Origin of the sequence: Rhizobium sp. NPDC090279 (genome assembly GCF_044769665.1) — a bacterium.
Taxonomy (GTDB): Bacteria; Pseudomonadota; Alphaproteobacteria; order Rhizobiales; family Rhizobiaceae; genus Rhizobium.
In genome coordinates this window covers 53,703-67,614 of the sequence record NZ_JBIVYI010000013.1, presented here as the reverse complement: position 1 = coordinate 67,614, position 13,912 = coordinate 53,703, and the positions used below count along the sequence as shown (strand labels likewise).

Annotated in this window: 15 protein-coding genes; 6 read left to right on the top strand and 9 right to left on the bottom strand. The window is 60.4% G+C overall.

The features are described from left to right. Window positions 1–5: 5 nt before the first annotated feature. From ACIQWP_RS27285 to ACIQWP_RS27260, 6 genes are all read right to left on the bottom strand, one after another. Complete coding sequence (locus ACIQWP_RS27285) at window positions 6–947, bottom strand: ABC transporter permease (RefSeq protein WP_402794280.1); 942 nt, start codon at window positions 945–947, stop codon at window positions 6–8. Further along, window positions 944–1,993, bottom strand: coding sequence for an ABC transporter permease (locus ACIQWP_RS27280; protein ID WP_402794277.1), 1,050 nt, complete (start codon window positions 1,991–1,993; stop codon window positions 944–946). The genes ACIQWP_RS27285 and ACIQWP_RS27280 overlap by 4 nt, the downstream gene beginning before the upstream one ends. Beyond that, window positions 1,983–3,509 carry an ABC transporter ATP-binding protein gene (locus ACIQWP_RS27275; protein ID WP_402794275.1) on the bottom strand — a complete coding sequence of 509 codons (1,527 nt, stop codon included), beginning with the start codon at window positions 3,507–3,509 and terminating at the stop codon, window positions 1,983–1,985. Before ACIQWP_RS27275 ends, ACIQWP_RS27280 begins: the two co-directional genes overlap by 11 nt. Continuing rightward, entirely contained in the window at window positions 3,506–4,930 is a 1,425-nt protein-coding gene (locus tag ACIQWP_RS27270; RefSeq protein ID WP_402794272.1) for an amidase, read from the bottom strand. The genes ACIQWP_RS27275 and ACIQWP_RS27270 overlap by 4 nt, the downstream gene beginning before the upstream one ends. Before the next feature lie 15 nt (window positions 4,931–4,945). After that, entirely contained in the window at window positions 4,946–5,932 is a 987-nt protein-coding gene (locus ACIQWP_RS27265) for a BMP family protein (protein WP_402794269.1), read from the bottom strand. Between the two features lie 198 nt (window positions 5,933–6,130). Then, the gene (locus ACIQWP_RS27260; protein WP_402794267.1) at window positions 6,131–6,712 is read right to left on the bottom strand and encodes a TetR/AcrR family transcriptional regulator; all 582 of its coding nucleotides are present in this window, start codon (window positions 6,710–6,712) and stop codon (window positions 6,131–6,133) included. A 69-nt stretch (window positions 6,713–6,781) separates the two neighbouring features. On the opposite strand from ACIQWP_RS27260, the gene ACIQWP_RS27255 reads away from it, so the two are divergent. The 3 genes from ACIQWP_RS27255 (at window position 6,782) to ACIQWP_RS27245 (ending at window position 9,004) form a co-directional block, all read left to right on the top strand. Next, window positions 6,782–7,213, top strand: coding sequence for a VOC family protein (locus tag ACIQWP_RS27255; RefSeq protein WP_402794264.1), 432 nt, complete (start codon window positions 6,782–6,784; stop codon window positions 7,211–7,213). Window positions 7,214–7,330: 117 nt separating this feature from the next. Next, window positions 7,331–7,537 (top strand): KTSC domain-containing protein, encoded by a 207-nt coding sequence (locus tag ACIQWP_RS27250; RefSeq protein ID WP_047632710.1) that lies wholly within the window; start codon window positions 7,331–7,333, stop codon window positions 7,535–7,537. Window positions 7,538–7,693: 156 nt separating this feature from the next. Continuing rightward, window positions 7,694–9,004 carry an MFS transporter gene (locus ACIQWP_RS27245; protein ID WP_402794260.1) on the top strand — a complete coding sequence of 437 codons (1,311 nt, stop codon included), beginning with the start codon at window positions 7,694–7,696 and terminating at the stop codon, window positions 9,002–9,004. A gap of 60 nt (window positions 9,005–9,064) precedes the next feature. Here ACIQWP_RS27245 and ACIQWP_RS27240 read toward each other — a convergent pair whose 3' ends face one another. Beyond that, window positions 9,065–9,988, bottom strand: coding sequence for a LysR substrate-binding domain-containing protein (locus tag ACIQWP_RS27240; protein ID WP_402794258.1), 924 nt, complete (start codon window positions 9,986–9,988; stop codon window positions 9,065–9,067). A gap of 170 nt (window positions 9,989–10,158) precedes the next feature. On the opposite strand from ACIQWP_RS27240, the gene ACIQWP_RS27235 reads away from it, so the two are divergent. Genes ACIQWP_RS27235 through ACIQWP_RS27225 form a run of 3 tightly spaced genes read left to right on the top strand, consistent with a single transcriptional unit; the run spans window position 10,159 to window position 11,910 of the window. Continuing rightward, window positions 10,159–10,704: a sugar ABC transporter gene (locus tag ACIQWP_RS27235; protein WP_402794255.1), complete on the top strand. Its 546-nt coding sequence runs from the start codon at window positions 10,159–10,161 to the stop codon at window positions 10,702–10,704. 6 nt (window positions 10,705–10,710) lie between these two features. Continuing rightward, a complete protein-coding gene (locus ACIQWP_RS27230; protein WP_402794252.1) occupies window positions 10,711–11,037 on the top strand; it encodes a hypothetical protein in 327 nt (108 codons plus the stop codon). Between the two features lie 21 nt (window positions 11,038–11,058). Then, window positions 11,059–11,910, top strand: coding sequence for an MBL fold metallo-hydrolase (locus tag ACIQWP_RS27225; RefSeq protein WP_402794249.1), 852 nt, complete (start codon window positions 11,059–11,061; stop codon window positions 11,908–11,910). A 193-nt stretch (window positions 11,911–12,103) separates the two neighbouring features. On the opposite strand, the gene ACIQWP_RS27220 is transcribed toward ACIQWP_RS27225, so the two are convergent. Then, entirely contained in the window at window positions 12,104–12,517 is a 414-nt protein-coding gene (locus ACIQWP_RS27220; protein WP_402794247.1) for an NUDIX domain-containing protein, read from the bottom strand. A 190-nt stretch (window positions 12,518–12,707) separates the two neighbouring features. Beyond that, on the bottom strand, window positions 12,708–13,895 hold the full coding sequence (locus ACIQWP_RS27215; RefSeq protein WP_402794245.1) for a galactarate dehydratase: 1,188 nt from the start codon (window positions 13,893–13,895) through the stop codon (window positions 12,708–12,710). Window positions 13,896–13,912 lie beyond the last annotated feature (17 nt).

Below are 13,912 nucleotides of genomic sequence, written 5' to 3'. Positions count from 1 at the left end.
TCGGATTATCTCTCGCCACGGCGATAAGGTTGCATCAGCGCCTGCGGCACGCGGGCACGCCTGCTCATGACGACAAGGGCAACGATGGACAGAATATACGGTGTCATCAGGAAAATCTGATAGGGCACGCCCTGTACTGCGGTCTGCAGGCGCAGTTGGAAAGCGTCGAAGAAGGCAAAGAGCAGGGCGCCGAACAATGCCCGCCCCGGCCGCCAGGATGAAAAGACGACCAACGCGATGCAGATCCAGCCGCGCCCTTGCACCATCGTCGGAAAGAAGCTGTTGAAGGCGGAAAGCGTGAGGAAGGCACCGCCCATGCCCATCAGGGCGCTGCCGGCAATGATGGCGCCGTAGCGGATCTTTATCGGATTGAGGCCCTGGGCCTCGGCCGCATGCGGGTTCTCGCCCGTCATGCGGATCGCAAGCCCGACCGGCGTGCGGAAAATGAGGTAGGCCATGACGAGTGCCACCAGGATCACCAGATAGGTCGGCGCTGTCTGTGTGAAGAGAGCAGGACCGATGAAGGGCAGGGTCGAAAGGCCGGGGATGGCGATCGGCTGGAACGGAGTGATGGTCGGTGGTGTTCCGGCGACGGGCACGACCAGCCGGAAGACGTAATAGCTGAAGCTGGACGCGAACAGCGTCACGCCGAGGCCGGAAACATGCTGCGACAGGCCGAGCGTGACCGTCAGTGCCGAATGCAGAAGCCCGAAAATGCCGCCGGCGATTGCCGCAATCAGAAGTCCGGTCCACAGATCGGCGCCGTGATAGACGGAAAGCCAACCGATCATCGCGCCGAAAGTCATGATGCCTTCGATGCCGAGATTGAGGACGCCGGCGCGCTCGCAAAGAAGCGCGCCGAGCGTGCCGAAGATCAGCGGCGTCGCAATCCGCAGTACGGCTGCCCAAAGTCCGGCGGAAGCAATGATGTCAACCAGCGTGCTCATCGGCGAACCCTGTATTGCGTGAAGAACAGCGCGATCAGCATGGTCAGTAGCGACAGGGCGACCGTGACGTCGGCGATATAGCTGGGGATACCGAGGCTGCGGCTCATGCCATCGGCGCCGACGAACATCGTAGCGGTGAAGATCGCCGCAAGGACGACGCCAAGCGCGTTGAGGTTTGCAAGCATGGCGACGACGATGCCGGCATAACCGAAGCCGGGTGACAGGTCGGTGGTGACGTAACCCTTGACGCCCATCACTTCGATTGCGCCGGCAAGGCCGGCAAGCCCGCCCGAGAGACAGGCGACCTTGACGAGGGTCGAGCCGAGGCGAACACCGGCAAAGACTGCACCCGACGGATTGAGGCCGGCTGCCCGCGATTGCATGCCGAATACGGTGCGCGATTGGACGAAATAGACGATTGCCGCGATGACGATCGCAATTGCAAAGCCGATATGAAGCCGCGAGCGGGCAATGAGCTTCGGCAGCATGGCGTGATCGACAAGGGCCTGAGATTGCGGCCAGCCGAACGCGGTCGGGTCTTTCAGCACGCCATCGATCAGCATGGAGACGAAGAGAACGGCGATGAAATTCAGGATAAGGCTGGTGACAACCTCGTCGACGGAAAAGCGCAGCCGCAGCCATAGTGGCACAAGGATCAGAATCATTCCGGCGATGGCGCCGATCATCATCAGGAGCGGAATGAGGATTGGGCCGGGCAGGCCGGCGAGGATTTTTGAACCGAAAGCGGCGACCGCGATGGCACCGAAATAGAATTGCCCTTCGGCGCCGATGTTCCAGAGGCGGGCACGAAAGGCGACCGCGGCGGCGAGACCTGTCAGGATCAATGGCGTCGCGCGGGTGAGCGTCTCCGTGGCCGAAAGTCGCGAGCCAAAGGCGCCTAGCAAGATCCGCCGATAGGCTTCGAAAACGGGCGCGCCGGCAATGGCGATCAGTATGCCGGCGAGCGCGAGCGCCGCGACGATCGCAAGCACGGGCGCTAGGATCATCATGTAGAGTGGGCGGTGTTCGCGCCGTTCAAATCGCATGTTCGTTCCCGCTCGCTGCTTTCCATTCCCCGGCCATCATCAGCCCCAGGAGGCGTGCATCGGCCCCATCGGCATCGATGGGTGGCGAAAGGCGCCCGCCGACGATCGCCTGGATGCGATCTGCCAGAGCGATGACCTCATCCAGATCTTCCGAGATCAGTAGAACGGCGGTGCCTTGCCGGCGCGCTTCCAGAATGCGCCCATGAACGGCGGCGACCGCTCCTTCGTCCAGTCCGCGCGCCGGCTGGGCGGCGATGAGGATGCGCGGGCGTTCAACGAGATTGCGGCCGAGGATCAGCTTCTGCATGTTGCCGCCCGACAATAGCCGGGTGCGGGTCGCCGCGTTGCCGCCGCGCACGTCGAATGCCTCGATGATCCCTTGCGCAAACGCCATGCCGGCGCCGCGGTCGACCAGACCGTGCTTCGAATAGGAGGACAGGCGCTCAAGTACGGCATTTTCCCAGATCGCCATTTCGCCGATGGCGCCGTCGCGGTTTCGGTCTTCCGGGATGCGCCCGATGCCTGCATCGATGACCGCCGCCACGTCGAGATCGCCGACATGTTCCCCAAACAACATAAGCTCGCCGGATGAGCGGTTCGACGTTCCCGACAGCATCTGCCCCAAGCTCGCCTGACCATTGCCCGACACGCCGATGATCCCCAGAACCTCGCCGGCACGGACATGGAAGCTGATCTTCTTCAAGCGTTCGACGCCGCCGCTTTTGAGCGTGATGTCACGAGCCTCCAGAGCGATGTCGCCAGGTACGCTTTTATCGCGGATCGGGCGCGTGACGCGATGTCCGACCATCAGCTCGGCAAGCTCGGCCTTGCTGGTCTCTGATGTCCGCCGTTCTGCCGCAACCTTGCCGCCGCGCAGGACGACGATGCGGTCGGCCGTCGCCATGACTTCATCGAGTTTGTGCGAGATGAAGATCAAGGAAAGGCCCTGCGCCGCCATCTGCTTCAGCGTCGAGAACAGCTTTTCCGCCTCGATCTGGGTGAGAACTGCGGTCGGCTCATCGAGGATCAGGATGCGCGCGTCGTTATAGAGTGCCTTGAGGATCTCGACGCGCTGTTGCTCGCCAACCGAGAGGTCGCCAAGGCGGGCATCGGGATCGACTTTCAGCCCGAAGCGTTGCGATATCGCCAGCAGCTTTTTGCGGGCGGCGGCCGTTTGAGACGTGAGCGACCACAACCCTTCCGTACCCGTCATGATGTTTTCGAGCACCGTCAGATTGGGTGCGAGCGAGAAATGCTGATGCACCATGCCGACGCCGGTCCGGATCGCCGCGCGTGGCTTGCCCTGCGGTAATTCTGCATTGTCGATCAGGATGCGTCCGGTATCGGGCACGTAGTGCCCGAAGAGGATGCTCATCAGGGTCGTCTTGCCGGCGCCGTTTTCGCCGAGCAGGGCAACGATCTCGCCCTTGGCCAAAGACAGGGAGATATTGTCATTGGCCACGGTGCTGCCGAAGCGCTTGCTGACACCTTCGATGGTCAGGACAGGGGTGCTCATGCCGGAAATCCTGCAATCGGATAGCGGTGCCGCCAACGTTGCTCGGCCTCGAGCGCGGATGCAAGCCGCAGCAAGAGGTTGTCCTCTCCCATGGGCGCCATCATCTGGACCGGTAGCGGCAACCCCTCGGCATCTTCACCAAAGGGAAGCGTCAGCGCCGGGAAGCCGGATATGTTGGCAAGCGAGGCAAGCGGTGCGAAGGACGTCATGCGCTCGAGGTGCAATTCGGTGTCCGAATGATCCGTGGGGAAGGACCCGATGGGCGGCGGTGCAGAGGCGAGCATGGGCATGACGATGACATCCACCCTGTCGAAGATCTCCCATAGAATGCGGCTGGCCTTCACGGCGCCATTGAGCGAGCTCCAAAAGGTGGTTGCGGTCATGGCGCGTCCGCGCATGATGAACGCCTGCGTCATCACCTCGGCCACCAACATATCCAGCTCTAGGTCGTCGACCAGGCCGGCGATATTGACGGAAATGATATCGCCGAAGGCGCGGGCGCTGGCCTGAACGGCGCTTTCCATCTCGTCCCAACGGATGGATACCAGCTCGTTTCCTTGTCTTTCCAGAGAGCTGGCCGCTGCGTCCACCGCTTGGGCGCGGTCGGCTGCAAGGGGGTAGTGCTTTCCGGTATCCGCAAGCAGGCCGATGCGAAGCCTGCCCGTCTTAGACGGGGATTGGGCGATATCCGCGAATGGCCCCTTCGTCCTTCCGCGCACGACATCGAGTATCCGTGCGGTATCACGCACCGAGCGGGTGATTGCGAGTTCGCTGGCGATGCCGCCGAGATGATTTCCGAAGGAGGGGCCGGCGGGCACAGCGCCGCGCGTCGGCTTTAATCCGACCAGGCCGCAACAGGCCGCCGGCACGCGGATCGAGCCGCCGGCATCCGTTGCATGCGCGATCGGCACCATGCCGGCGGCGACTGCGGCGGCCGCGCCACCCGAAGAGCCACCTGCGGTTCTGCTTCGATCCAGGGGGTTTCGGCAGATCGGGCCGATCGCCGGCTCGGAGCTAAGCGAAAAGCCGAATTCCGGACTGGTGCTCAAGCCGAAGGCGCAGAGGCCCGCGTTACGAAAGCGGCCTGCCAGATCGCTGTCTGCGCCTTTGTGCGCGCGCGCGAACAGGCGCGAGCCAGCGGTCACCGGCAGCCTCGGAAAGGGGCCACCGAGATCCTTGGCGACCGTCGGCACACCGGCAAACGGTCGCAACGCAAATCGCTCGGGATGCTTTGATGCCTCCTGATCCATAGCTTGCGCGGCGGCAAGCCCCGCCTCGGGATTGAGATAGGCGATGGCGCCCAGCTGTTTGTGCTGGGCGCAGGCGGCAAGTGCTGCCTGCATGGCATCCACGCAGGCAAGCTTGCCGGACTTGATGGCGCCGGCGAGCTCCGTGGCATCGGCGAATGAAGAGCCGCTCATGATCGAGCCGAACGGTTACTTCGGCTGATCCATAACCTTCGGCACTTCGAAAGTGCCGGCCTTGATGTCGGCACGGACCTTTTCCATCGCAGCTTCCGCTTCCGCCGGTGCGACGCCCTTGACGTAGACGATGTCGCTACCGCCTTCCTTCATCAGGCCGTAGGCCGTGTAGCTGCGGCCGACCGGCTTGCCGGCGGCAACATCGGCGATCGCGGCATTGAGAATGGGGCGGAAGTACCACATGGCATTGGCAAAGACGGTATCCGGATAACGTGGCGTGTAATCGATCAGCGATCCCACAGACTTGATGTGGCGCTCCTTGGCGGCGTCCGCCGTACCGATGCGTTCGCCGAAGAGAACGTCGGCCCCGGCATCGATCTGCGCAAGACCGGCTTCGCGCGCCTTTGGAGGATCGAAGAAGGTGCCGATGAAGGAGACCAGATGCTTGCAGTCGGGGTTGACCGCCTTGACGCCTGCAGCAAACGCATTGATCAGCATGTTGACTTCGGGGATCGGAACGGCGCCGACCGAGCCGACGACATTGGACTTGGTCATCTTGCCGGCAAGCATGCCGGCAAGATAGGCGCCATCATAATTCCAGGTGCCGAAGACACCGAAATTGTCGCCGGCGGCCTCGCCGCTGGAGCCGAGAACGAAGGCTGTATCCGGGTAGTCGGCGGCAACCTGGCGCGCTTCCTTTTCCACGGCATAGGCCTCGCCGATAATCAGCTTGTTGCCCTGTTCGGCATATTCGCGCATGGCACGTGGATAGTCCGTGCCCGAAACGCCTTCGGAAAAGACGTATTCGATGACACCTTCCTTGGCCGCGTCCTGCAGCGCCTTGTGAAGACAGGAATTCCAGGCATTTTCGACCGGCGAGGCGTGAATGCCCGCAACCTTGAGCGGCGCGGCCGCTCGGGCAGCCGGTGCCAGTGTGCTGATGCCTAAGGCAATGCCGGATGCGATGACGGCGCGGCGTGTCAGTATGATTTCATTGGTCATTTTTTCGTTCCCCTGCTTTTTGATCATTTGGTAAAAATCATAGGAGGGGGCTAAAAAAGTGTCAAGCAACCTGGGTGCTTAAATAATATGCGGGAGCGGTCGATATTCGTTCGTTGCTGGCGGCTGCAAACAGTCGGCACGGTCGGTATTGTCTCGCTTCAAGCGCAGCGATTTATTACGACTTGATAAGCAGGCGCGTCAGTCTGCGATACGTTCGATCATAAGGGCAATGGCCTCGCGATAGCGGTCGACATCGCCGCCGGCATCGACGGCAAGGGCGGCCCGATCGAAGGCGGCCGACAGAATATCGGCAAGCGCGTCGACCGGGGTGCCAGACTTCCGGCCGTGACTGAGTGCTGCTTCCAATCCCTGCTTCAAGGTGAGGGTTGTCGTCTCCTCGTCCAGCTGTTTCATTTCCGTGAAGCCCAGTACCGTCGGCCCTTCGATCAGCAGAAGTCGCGTGCGGCCGGTAATCCGCATAGCATCGAGATAGGCATTGCTGCCCGCTATCAGAGCTTCGCGCGGCGCAAGGTGTTCCGGCGTTGCCTGTTCTACAGCGCGCGTCACAGCCATAGCCTCTTCGGCGACGACAGCGCGAAAGAGCGCCCGTTTGTCCTCGAAATGGTGATAGAGCGCGCCGCGGGTGATGCTGGCGGCAGCGACGATCTCCGGCGTCGACGTCTCGGCATAACCCTTTTCCACGAACAGCGCTCGTGCCGCCGCGATGAGCGCAGCCTTGGTCTTCTCGGTTCTTTCCCGATTGGAACGATAGTCTTGCATGCATGCAGCCTGTATGTTATTTGAAATAATACAGACAGATTGTATGTCTTTTTATGGGGGAAGTGAAGCATGAAGGTAACGAGCTATTATCCGGTCATCATGACCGAGCGGGTCGAGGAGACTGCAGCCTTCTACATCGCGCATTTCGGGTTTCAGGAAAACTTCGCGAGCGACTGGTACGTGCATCTGCAGTCGGCGGAGGATAGCGGCATCAACCTTGCCATTCTGAACGGCCGGCATGAGACGATCCCGGCGGAAGGGCGGGGTCGGGTGGCCGGGCTATTGCTTAATTTCGAGGTGGAAGACGTCGATGCCGTCTATGACGAGGTGTGCAAGGCCGGACTGCCCATTCTGCTTGCGATCCGCGATGAGGATTTCGGTCAGCGTCATTTCATCACTGCCGATCCGAACGGTGTGCTGATCGACATCATCAAGCCGATTCCGCCGAGCGCGGAATTCGCTGCCCTCTATTCTGAGGAGGCCCTGCCGCAGGACCGCTAAGGTATTGGGTGCAATCGATAAAATCGAGCGACACAACTCTATCTTTCATTAACTAGGTCACTTCACCCAATGTTTCGGTTTTCATGCGAGAAAGCCGGCAGGAAGGTGAGGTAACCCATGCAAGAACTCTCGGTCTCGTCAAAAATCATCAAATCGGTCTTTTTCCGCCCGGATGACGGCCGGCTTTACATTCGCTTCAGGAATGGCGAGGAACGCCAGTTTACCGGCGTCCCGCAGAAGGCGGCGATTGCCATGGTAAAGGCCTCGTCGCCCGGCCAGCACTATATCGAGCATATCCGCACCCAGTTCGAACGCGTCGCCTGAGGCGCGAACGGATCGGTCTTCGCTTCAAGGGTGCTGGCCCGCTCGTTTCTCGTCGCGGATTTTACGGACGACGTGAGCTTGATTTGTCAACGCATTGATAAACGTTGAGTTGCGCTATCTATATCAATCAGGACCATCTTTCAGGGAGGAAGAGGCGTGGTTGATGAAAAGCAGCTTATCTCCAAGATCACCTGGAGGCTCATGCCCTTTCTGGGTATCCTCTATCTGATCGCCTATATCGATCGCCAGAATGTCAGCTATGCCAAGCTTGAGATGGTCGGCGATCTCGGCATGAGCGAATATGCCTATGGTCTCGGCGCATCCCTGTTCTTCATCGGCTATTTCATCTTCGAAGTGCCGAGCAATCTGCTTCTCGACAGGTTCGGGGCCAGCAAGTGGTTTGCCCGTATCCTGGTATCCTGGGGGATCGTCACCGTCGCTCTCGCCTATACGCAGAGCGCGACGATGTTTTACATCCTTCGCTTTCTGCTCGGCGCCTGCGAAGCGGGCTTCTTTCCGGGCGTGCTTTACCTGCTGACGCTTTGGTATCCTTCTGCCTATCGCGGCACGATGGTCGGCCTCTTTATGATCTTCAGCGCCTTTGCCAACGCGATCGGCGCGCCGCTCGGCGGTGCCCTGCTGGATTTGAATGGCCTCTATGGCTTGGCGGGGTGGCAATGGGTCTTCCTCGTCACCGGCGTGCCTGCCATCATTGCCGGCATCATCACGCTGTTCTATCTGCCCGATCTGCCAGCCAAGGCCTCTTTCCTCAGCGACACCGAGAGGAACTGGCTGAAAGAACGGCTCGCGGCGGAAAATTCGGGCATGGAGAAGAACGCTTCCGACGGCTTCACGGCGCTGATCAACCCGCGTGTGCTGCTGATGGCGCTTTGCTATGTCGGATTTCCGCTGGCCGCCTATGGTCTCAGCTACTGGCTGCCGACCATCGTCAAGAATTTCGGCGTCGGCAACACCACGAACGGGTTCCTGAATGTAATTCCCTGGCTTCTTGTCGCCGTCGCCCTTTATGCGGTGCCTGCGGCCGCGGACAAGGCGGAGTCGAAGACGCCCTATATCGTCATTCCCGCGCTCGTCGGTGCCGTAAGCCTGGTCCTGTCGGCAGTTATTCCCGATCACGCACTGCAATTTACCTTCCTCTGCATTGCCGCAGCCGGCATTTTCGCAGGTCAGCCGGTGTTCTGGAGCCTGCCATCTCGTTTTCTGCGAGGGGCGGGAGCCGCAGCGGGTCTTGCCGCGATCAACTCCGTCGGCAATCTCGGTGGCTTCGTCGCCCAGAATGTCGTGCCCTGGATCAAGGATTCCACAGGCAGCACCATCGCGCCGATGTTCTTCCTAGCCGCTTGTTTGCTGGCGGCCGCGCTCCTGGTCCTTGTGATCGGACGCATGGTGCCGCGCGCGCCGCAGCGAGAGGAACTCGGCAATGCGGATGCAGCGCGCATGAAGTGACTACGAGCAGGATCAGGCGATCACTTGCCTTGGTGAAAAGGACTACCGGAAGGCCAGCCGCTAGAGGATGTTTTCGCCACGCGCCGCGTGCCCGGGGTTTCCCGTCCGCGCTTCCATGAGAAGCCAATTGGCAAAGATCTGTATTGGACCGTCGCTCAATCGGATCGGTTCCGGCAGAACGAGGCAGAAGGTCTTGGAGATCGACCGACCATCAGGCCAGGGCGCGATCAAGCGTCCTTCCGCCAGTTCTGTTTCGACATAGAGACGCGGCACCAGCGCAACGCCAAGTCCCGCCAGCGCGGCCTCAATCAGCATGATGTGAAGATCATAGCGGGGGCCGATCGCGGGATTGGTCAGCACGATGCCGGTCTCCTGTGCATAGCGTTGCCAGGCATCGGGGTTTTGGCGCCGATGAAGACGCGGCAGTTCGTCCAGGGATGGCGGCCCTTCGCCTTTATCGAGAAGCGCCGGATGGCAAACGGGAACCAAAGTCTCGTGCAGCAGTCGATGCGTTCTCATTCCCGTCCATGCGGGGTGTTCGAAATGAATGGCAGCGTCGAACCCGCTTCCGGCAAGGACAAACGGCTCCATCCGTTCGGCAAGATGCACGATAATATTCGGGTGTTTTTCCCGAAATCGCGCCAGACGGGGGATGAGCCAACGCGCGGCGAAGGTCGGGATGGTGGCAATGTCGATACTGCCGCCATCGCTCGGCTCGCCCATCAGATATTGACTGTCGCGCTCCAGGCGATCGAGTGACTCGCGAACCTGAACGGCATAACGCTCTCCATTCGGCAAAAGCCGCACGCGATTACCGATCCGCTCGAACAGCGTGACGCCGAGGAAGGCTTCGAGGCGGCCTATCTGGCGGCTGATCGCCCCTTCGGTCAGGGCCAACTCGTCGGCAGCGCGAGCAAAGCTTCCGTGACGAGCCGACGCCTCGAACGCCATGAGTGCGGAATTGCTTGGAATCTTGCGGCGCATGGGAGGCTCTCGGGCATGATGGTTCGGCATTCGATCCGCTGCCATCTTGATATTTACTCACTGAAGCATGATCCGATGTCGATGTATGGACGACGATCGGCATCCTATCATGAGCAAATATCAATGAGAAACAAGACCGGACGCTGATGTCTGCGGTCGGAGGTGATACGATGATCTATACGGTGGAATGCAGCTTTGCCGATCCACACAGCGATGCGGAGTGGAATGACTTCTATAGCCTGGAGAAACTGCCAGCCCTCATTTCGGTGAACGGCTTCCACACCTCGCAGCGCTTCAAGGCGTTGAGCCGTGGCTGCCCTGTCTATCTTGCCATTCATTCGATCGATGGCCTCGACATCCTGACGGGTGAGGAATATCGCCAAAAGGGCGGTGGCAATTTCGCACGCTGGCAACAGCACATCACCGACTGGCACCGAAATCTCTATGATGGCATCGAGCGCGCGCCGGCCATTGGTGAGGGCGAATATCTGGCCTTGAGCGCTAGAGGTCCCGAATCGCTGATCCGGCTGGGCCTTACCCCACAGGCGATGCATGCGGTCGCTATGGAGAAGTTCCCGGAATACCGCTGGCTCGCCAAAGTGGAGGGCACCAAGATCGCTGACATCGCGCACCTGCCGGAAGACCTCCATGTCTATGAACCGATGACGAGGCAATTGACGAGTGATGCCGGCGCCACCGTCGAGAAGGCACGCTAAACGCCGATGCCGAATGTCACGATTTTCATCCCCGCAGACAGGATGCCGCCGGACGAAGCACTCGCCGACCTCACGGAGCAATGCACCGAACTCTGTACGGGCATTCTCCGCGCCGCATTGGTGAATGTGCATGTCACCTATGTCGCCGTCCGGCACGGGCGGGGGCACCTGGTCTTTGCCGAAATCCAATATCGCCTTGAACCCTTTCGGACGCCGGCCGTGATGGATCGGTTCACGGAGGGCCTGGATGACGCCATCAGGCGCATTATCGACCTCACCGCGCGCATCCGTTGCTTCGGCTATGCAGCGTCGAGCATTCACGCGCGAAACTGAGCTGATGCTCTGAGAGAACCCATGACAAATATCGCATTTCCCAGCCAGCAGCTTGGCGACTTGACCATCACCGCCATCAGCGATGGCTATCTTAACGCCGGCCTCGACCTTCTCTCGAATATCGACCCGGCAGATGCCTCCCGGATGCAGGAAAGCGCCGGGGTCAATGACAGCACCTCGATCCATATCAACTGCTACCTGGTGCGTGGCGGCAGCCGTACCGTCTTGATCGACGCGGGAGCAGGTGGTTTCAGGCAATGGGGCGGTCGGCTGACGGCCAATCTCGCGCTGGCTGGCGTCCAGCCTTCCGAGGTCGATATGATCCTGTTGACACATGCACATCCCGATCATGTCGGAGGGCTGGTGGACGCTTCAGGAGAAGCGGTCTTCCCGAACGCCGAGCTTGTCGTCCACAACCGGGAAATCGCATTCTGGCGGGATGACGGCAATCTGAGCCGCGCGCCCGAGCGCGCCCGCGGCAACTTCTTGGTGGCGCGTCAGGCGCTCGACTGCTATCGCGACAGACTGCGCACCTTCGACGCCGGTGAGGTGCTCCCCGCCGTGACGGCGATGCCGCTTCCGGGCCACACGGCCGGGCACACAGGCTATCGTCTCGACTCCGCCGGCAAGAATCTGCTGGTCTGGGCAGATATCGTCCATTTCCCCCGGATTCAGATCCCGCGCCCCGATGTGTCGATTGCGTTCGATCAGGATTCACATCTCGCAGCAGCGACACGATCAAGGTTGCTTGATCTCGTCAGCTCGGAGAGGCTGCTGATCGCCGGTATGCACCTGGGCGAACTCGGTTTCGCGCGCATCGAGCGAAGGGGCGGAAGCTATGGGGTTACTTATGAGGGACTTTCCAGAGGATAGTCCCAAAAAGTTGCGCGCCGCCCTTTTTGTAATCCCCCGAGATTGGCGGCGAAGTCGCAGCAACCGATCGGTTAGAGGGTTTCTGTCGCGAAAGTCGGCATTATGCGGAGGACTTTTGGATTGTTGCGGCAACTCCAAAGTCTGCTTCGAGCCGATAGGCGCCGGTTTTCGCTGTCGAGATATCCAAAGCGGTTCAACGCAAAAGGCGAGGAGCAAAGAAATCGAAGGCTTCATGAAAGATCGGATGCCAATGTCGGTCGAGCGGCCGGTCTAGAGGATGCCAGAAGAACGCAAACGAATGGCCGTAATCATCTACGGTCTGATGCTGCCACGTCTCGGGCAAACCCAAGACTTGCCATTTGAAAAAATGCCACAGCTGGCGGTCGGGTCCGATTTCGCGTTGCCCCAGGAATGCCATGGGCGAACAGGCCGTCAGCCCGCTCTCTTCCCAAAGCTCGCGCTCGGCAGCACCAAGTGGCGTTTCGCCAGTTTCAATGCTCCCCTTCACAAACTGCCTTCCGGCGGATGGATGCACAAAGGCAAGAACCGCCGATCCGCGATCAAGTTTTCTGAACACAATGGGACAGGCTTTCTGCACTTTACTCATTCAACGATCAGGATGTTTTGCGGCGTGATTGTCAATGGACGCTTGGGTCGACAGGATTGCAGCCTCTGAATTTTCACGCTTAGGCTCGATCGGCCCTTTGGCCAACGCTGTCACGGCAAGAAGTGGAACCGCAAAATCTGGCGGGTCCACGTTTGAGTGAGCGGCTGGGCGATAAGGCCATCAGAGATCGTCAGGCAAAGGCGTAGGAGCCGTCCGGGCGCCTCGGCACGCGTCGTTGCCAATGGATGTAGCCTTCCTCCTCCATTGCCTTTTCGTCCATATCGACCCCCCAGCCCGGCCGGTCGGGCCTGAGTTCCAGATAGCCGTCCTTCGGCAGGTAGGGATCGACGACATAGCGGGTTTCCCCTTGCCGTTGCTCGATCTCATTGCCGCCGTAGACATAGGCCTGGCCCTTCGGCAACCGGTATTCGAGTATCTTGAAGTTCTGCGCGGCGGCCGAAAAATGCACGTTGACGGCGGTTGCGAGCGGACCCATCGGATTATGCGGGGCGACGCCGACGAAATGCGCCTCGGCGATCGTCGCGATGCGCCGCATTTCGCTGATGCCGCCGACGACACAGATATCGGGCTGGATGAGGTCGGCGCCCTTTACCTGTAAGAGGCGCAGGAATTCGTTGCGATTGTAGAGGGATTCACCGGTCGCCAGGACGCAGTTGAGCCCCTGTTTCAGCTCTCCCCACATCTCGATATTTTCCGGGCGCAACGGCTCCTCGTAGAAAAGCGGATCATAGGGAGCAAGCGCGTTGCCGAGCTGACGCGCGGCAACCGGCTCGAAGATCTTGGCATGGGCGTCGAAGGCGATCTCATAGTCGTCACGCACGGTTTCTCGCAGCGAGCGGAAATAGTCGGCCGATGCCTTGACGACGTTGCCCCAGCGATGCGCATGCATGTCGATGCGCCAGGGGCTGAGCTTGAAGGCGGTAAAGCCCCATTCGGCATTGAGGCGATCGAGCTCATCGCGTGCCGCCGGCGCATCCGGGGCGGTATAGACGCCGGCATAGACCTTGATGCGATCGCGCACCGCGCCACCGAGCAGCTTGTAGACTGGAACATTGAGGGCTTTGGCCGAGAGATCCCAGAGGCAATGGTCAAGCGCGGAAATTGCCGAAAGGCCAAGCGCGCCGGGCGGGAAGCGGCTTTGCTGGATCAAGAGGTTGACGAGATAATCGATGCGGCTCGGGTCCTGGCCGGCGATGAAGCCGTAGAGATAGTCGAGGATCGGCGGCAGTGCCTTGTCGGGGCCGTGATTGTAGCATTCGCCCCAGCCCGTCAGCCCATCATCCGTATCCAGCGCCACGATGACGCGCGGGCGATCCTTGTCGCGGGTCATGAATACCCGCATGCGGTCGATCTTCATCTGATTTTCCTTCTATC

Bases quoted from the DNA above. Each gene is read 5' to 3' on its own strand.
- ACIQWP_RS27285 (WP_402794280.1), bottom strand. From the start codon at position 947: ATGAGCACGCTGGTTGACATCATTGCTTCCGCCGGACTTTGGGCAGCC.
- ACIQWP_RS27280 (WP_402794277.1), bottom strand. From the start codon at position 1,993: ATGCGATTTGAACGGCGCGAACACCGCCCACTCTACATGATGATCCTA.
- ACIQWP_RS27260 (WP_402794267.1), bottom strand. From the start codon at position 6,712: ATGCAAGACTATCGTTCCAATCGGGAAAGAACCGAGAAGACCAAGGCT.
- ACIQWP_RS27235 (WP_402794255.1), top strand. From the start codon at position 10,159: ATGATCTATACGGTGGAATGCAGCTTTGCCGATCCACACAGCGATGCG.
- ACIQWP_RS27255 (WP_402794264.1), top strand. From the start codon at position 6,782: ATGAAGGTAACGAGCTATTATCCGGTCATCATGACCGAGCGGGTCGAG.
- ACIQWP_RS27240 (WP_402794258.1), bottom strand. From the start codon at position 9,988: ATGCGCCGCAAGATTCCAAGCAATTCCGCACTCATGGCGTTCGAGGCG.
- ACIQWP_RS27270 (WP_402794272.1), bottom strand. From the start codon at position 4,930: ATGAGCGGCTCTTCATTCGCCGATGCCACGGAGCTCGCCGGCGCCATC.
- ACIQWP_RS27230 (WP_402794252.1), top strand. From the start codon at position 10,711: ATGCCGAATGTCACGATTTTCATCCCCGCAGACAGGATGCCGCCGGAC.
- ACIQWP_RS27220 (WP_402794247.1), bottom strand. From the start codon at position 12,517: ATGAGTAAAGTGCAGAAAGCCTGTCCCATTGTGTTCAGAAAACTTGAT.
- ACIQWP_RS27225 (WP_402794249.1), top strand. From the start codon at position 11,059: ATGACAAATATCGCATTTCCCAGCCAGCAGCTTGGCGACTTGACCATC.
- ACIQWP_RS27215 (WP_402794245.1), bottom strand. From the start codon at position 13,895: ATGAAGATCGACCGCATGCGGGTATTCATGACCCGCGACAAGGATCGC.
- ACIQWP_RS27265 (WP_402794269.1), bottom strand. From the start codon at position 5,932: ATGACCAATGAAATCATACTGACACGCCGCGCCGTCATCGCATCCGGC.
- ACIQWP_RS27250 (WP_047632710.1), top strand. From the start codon at position 7,331: ATGCAAGAACTCTCGGTCTCGTCAAAAATCATCAAATCGGTCTTTTTC.
- ACIQWP_RS27275 (WP_402794275.1), bottom strand. From the start codon at position 3,509: ATGAGCACCCCTGTCCTGACCATCGAAGGTGTCAGCAAGCGCTTCGGC.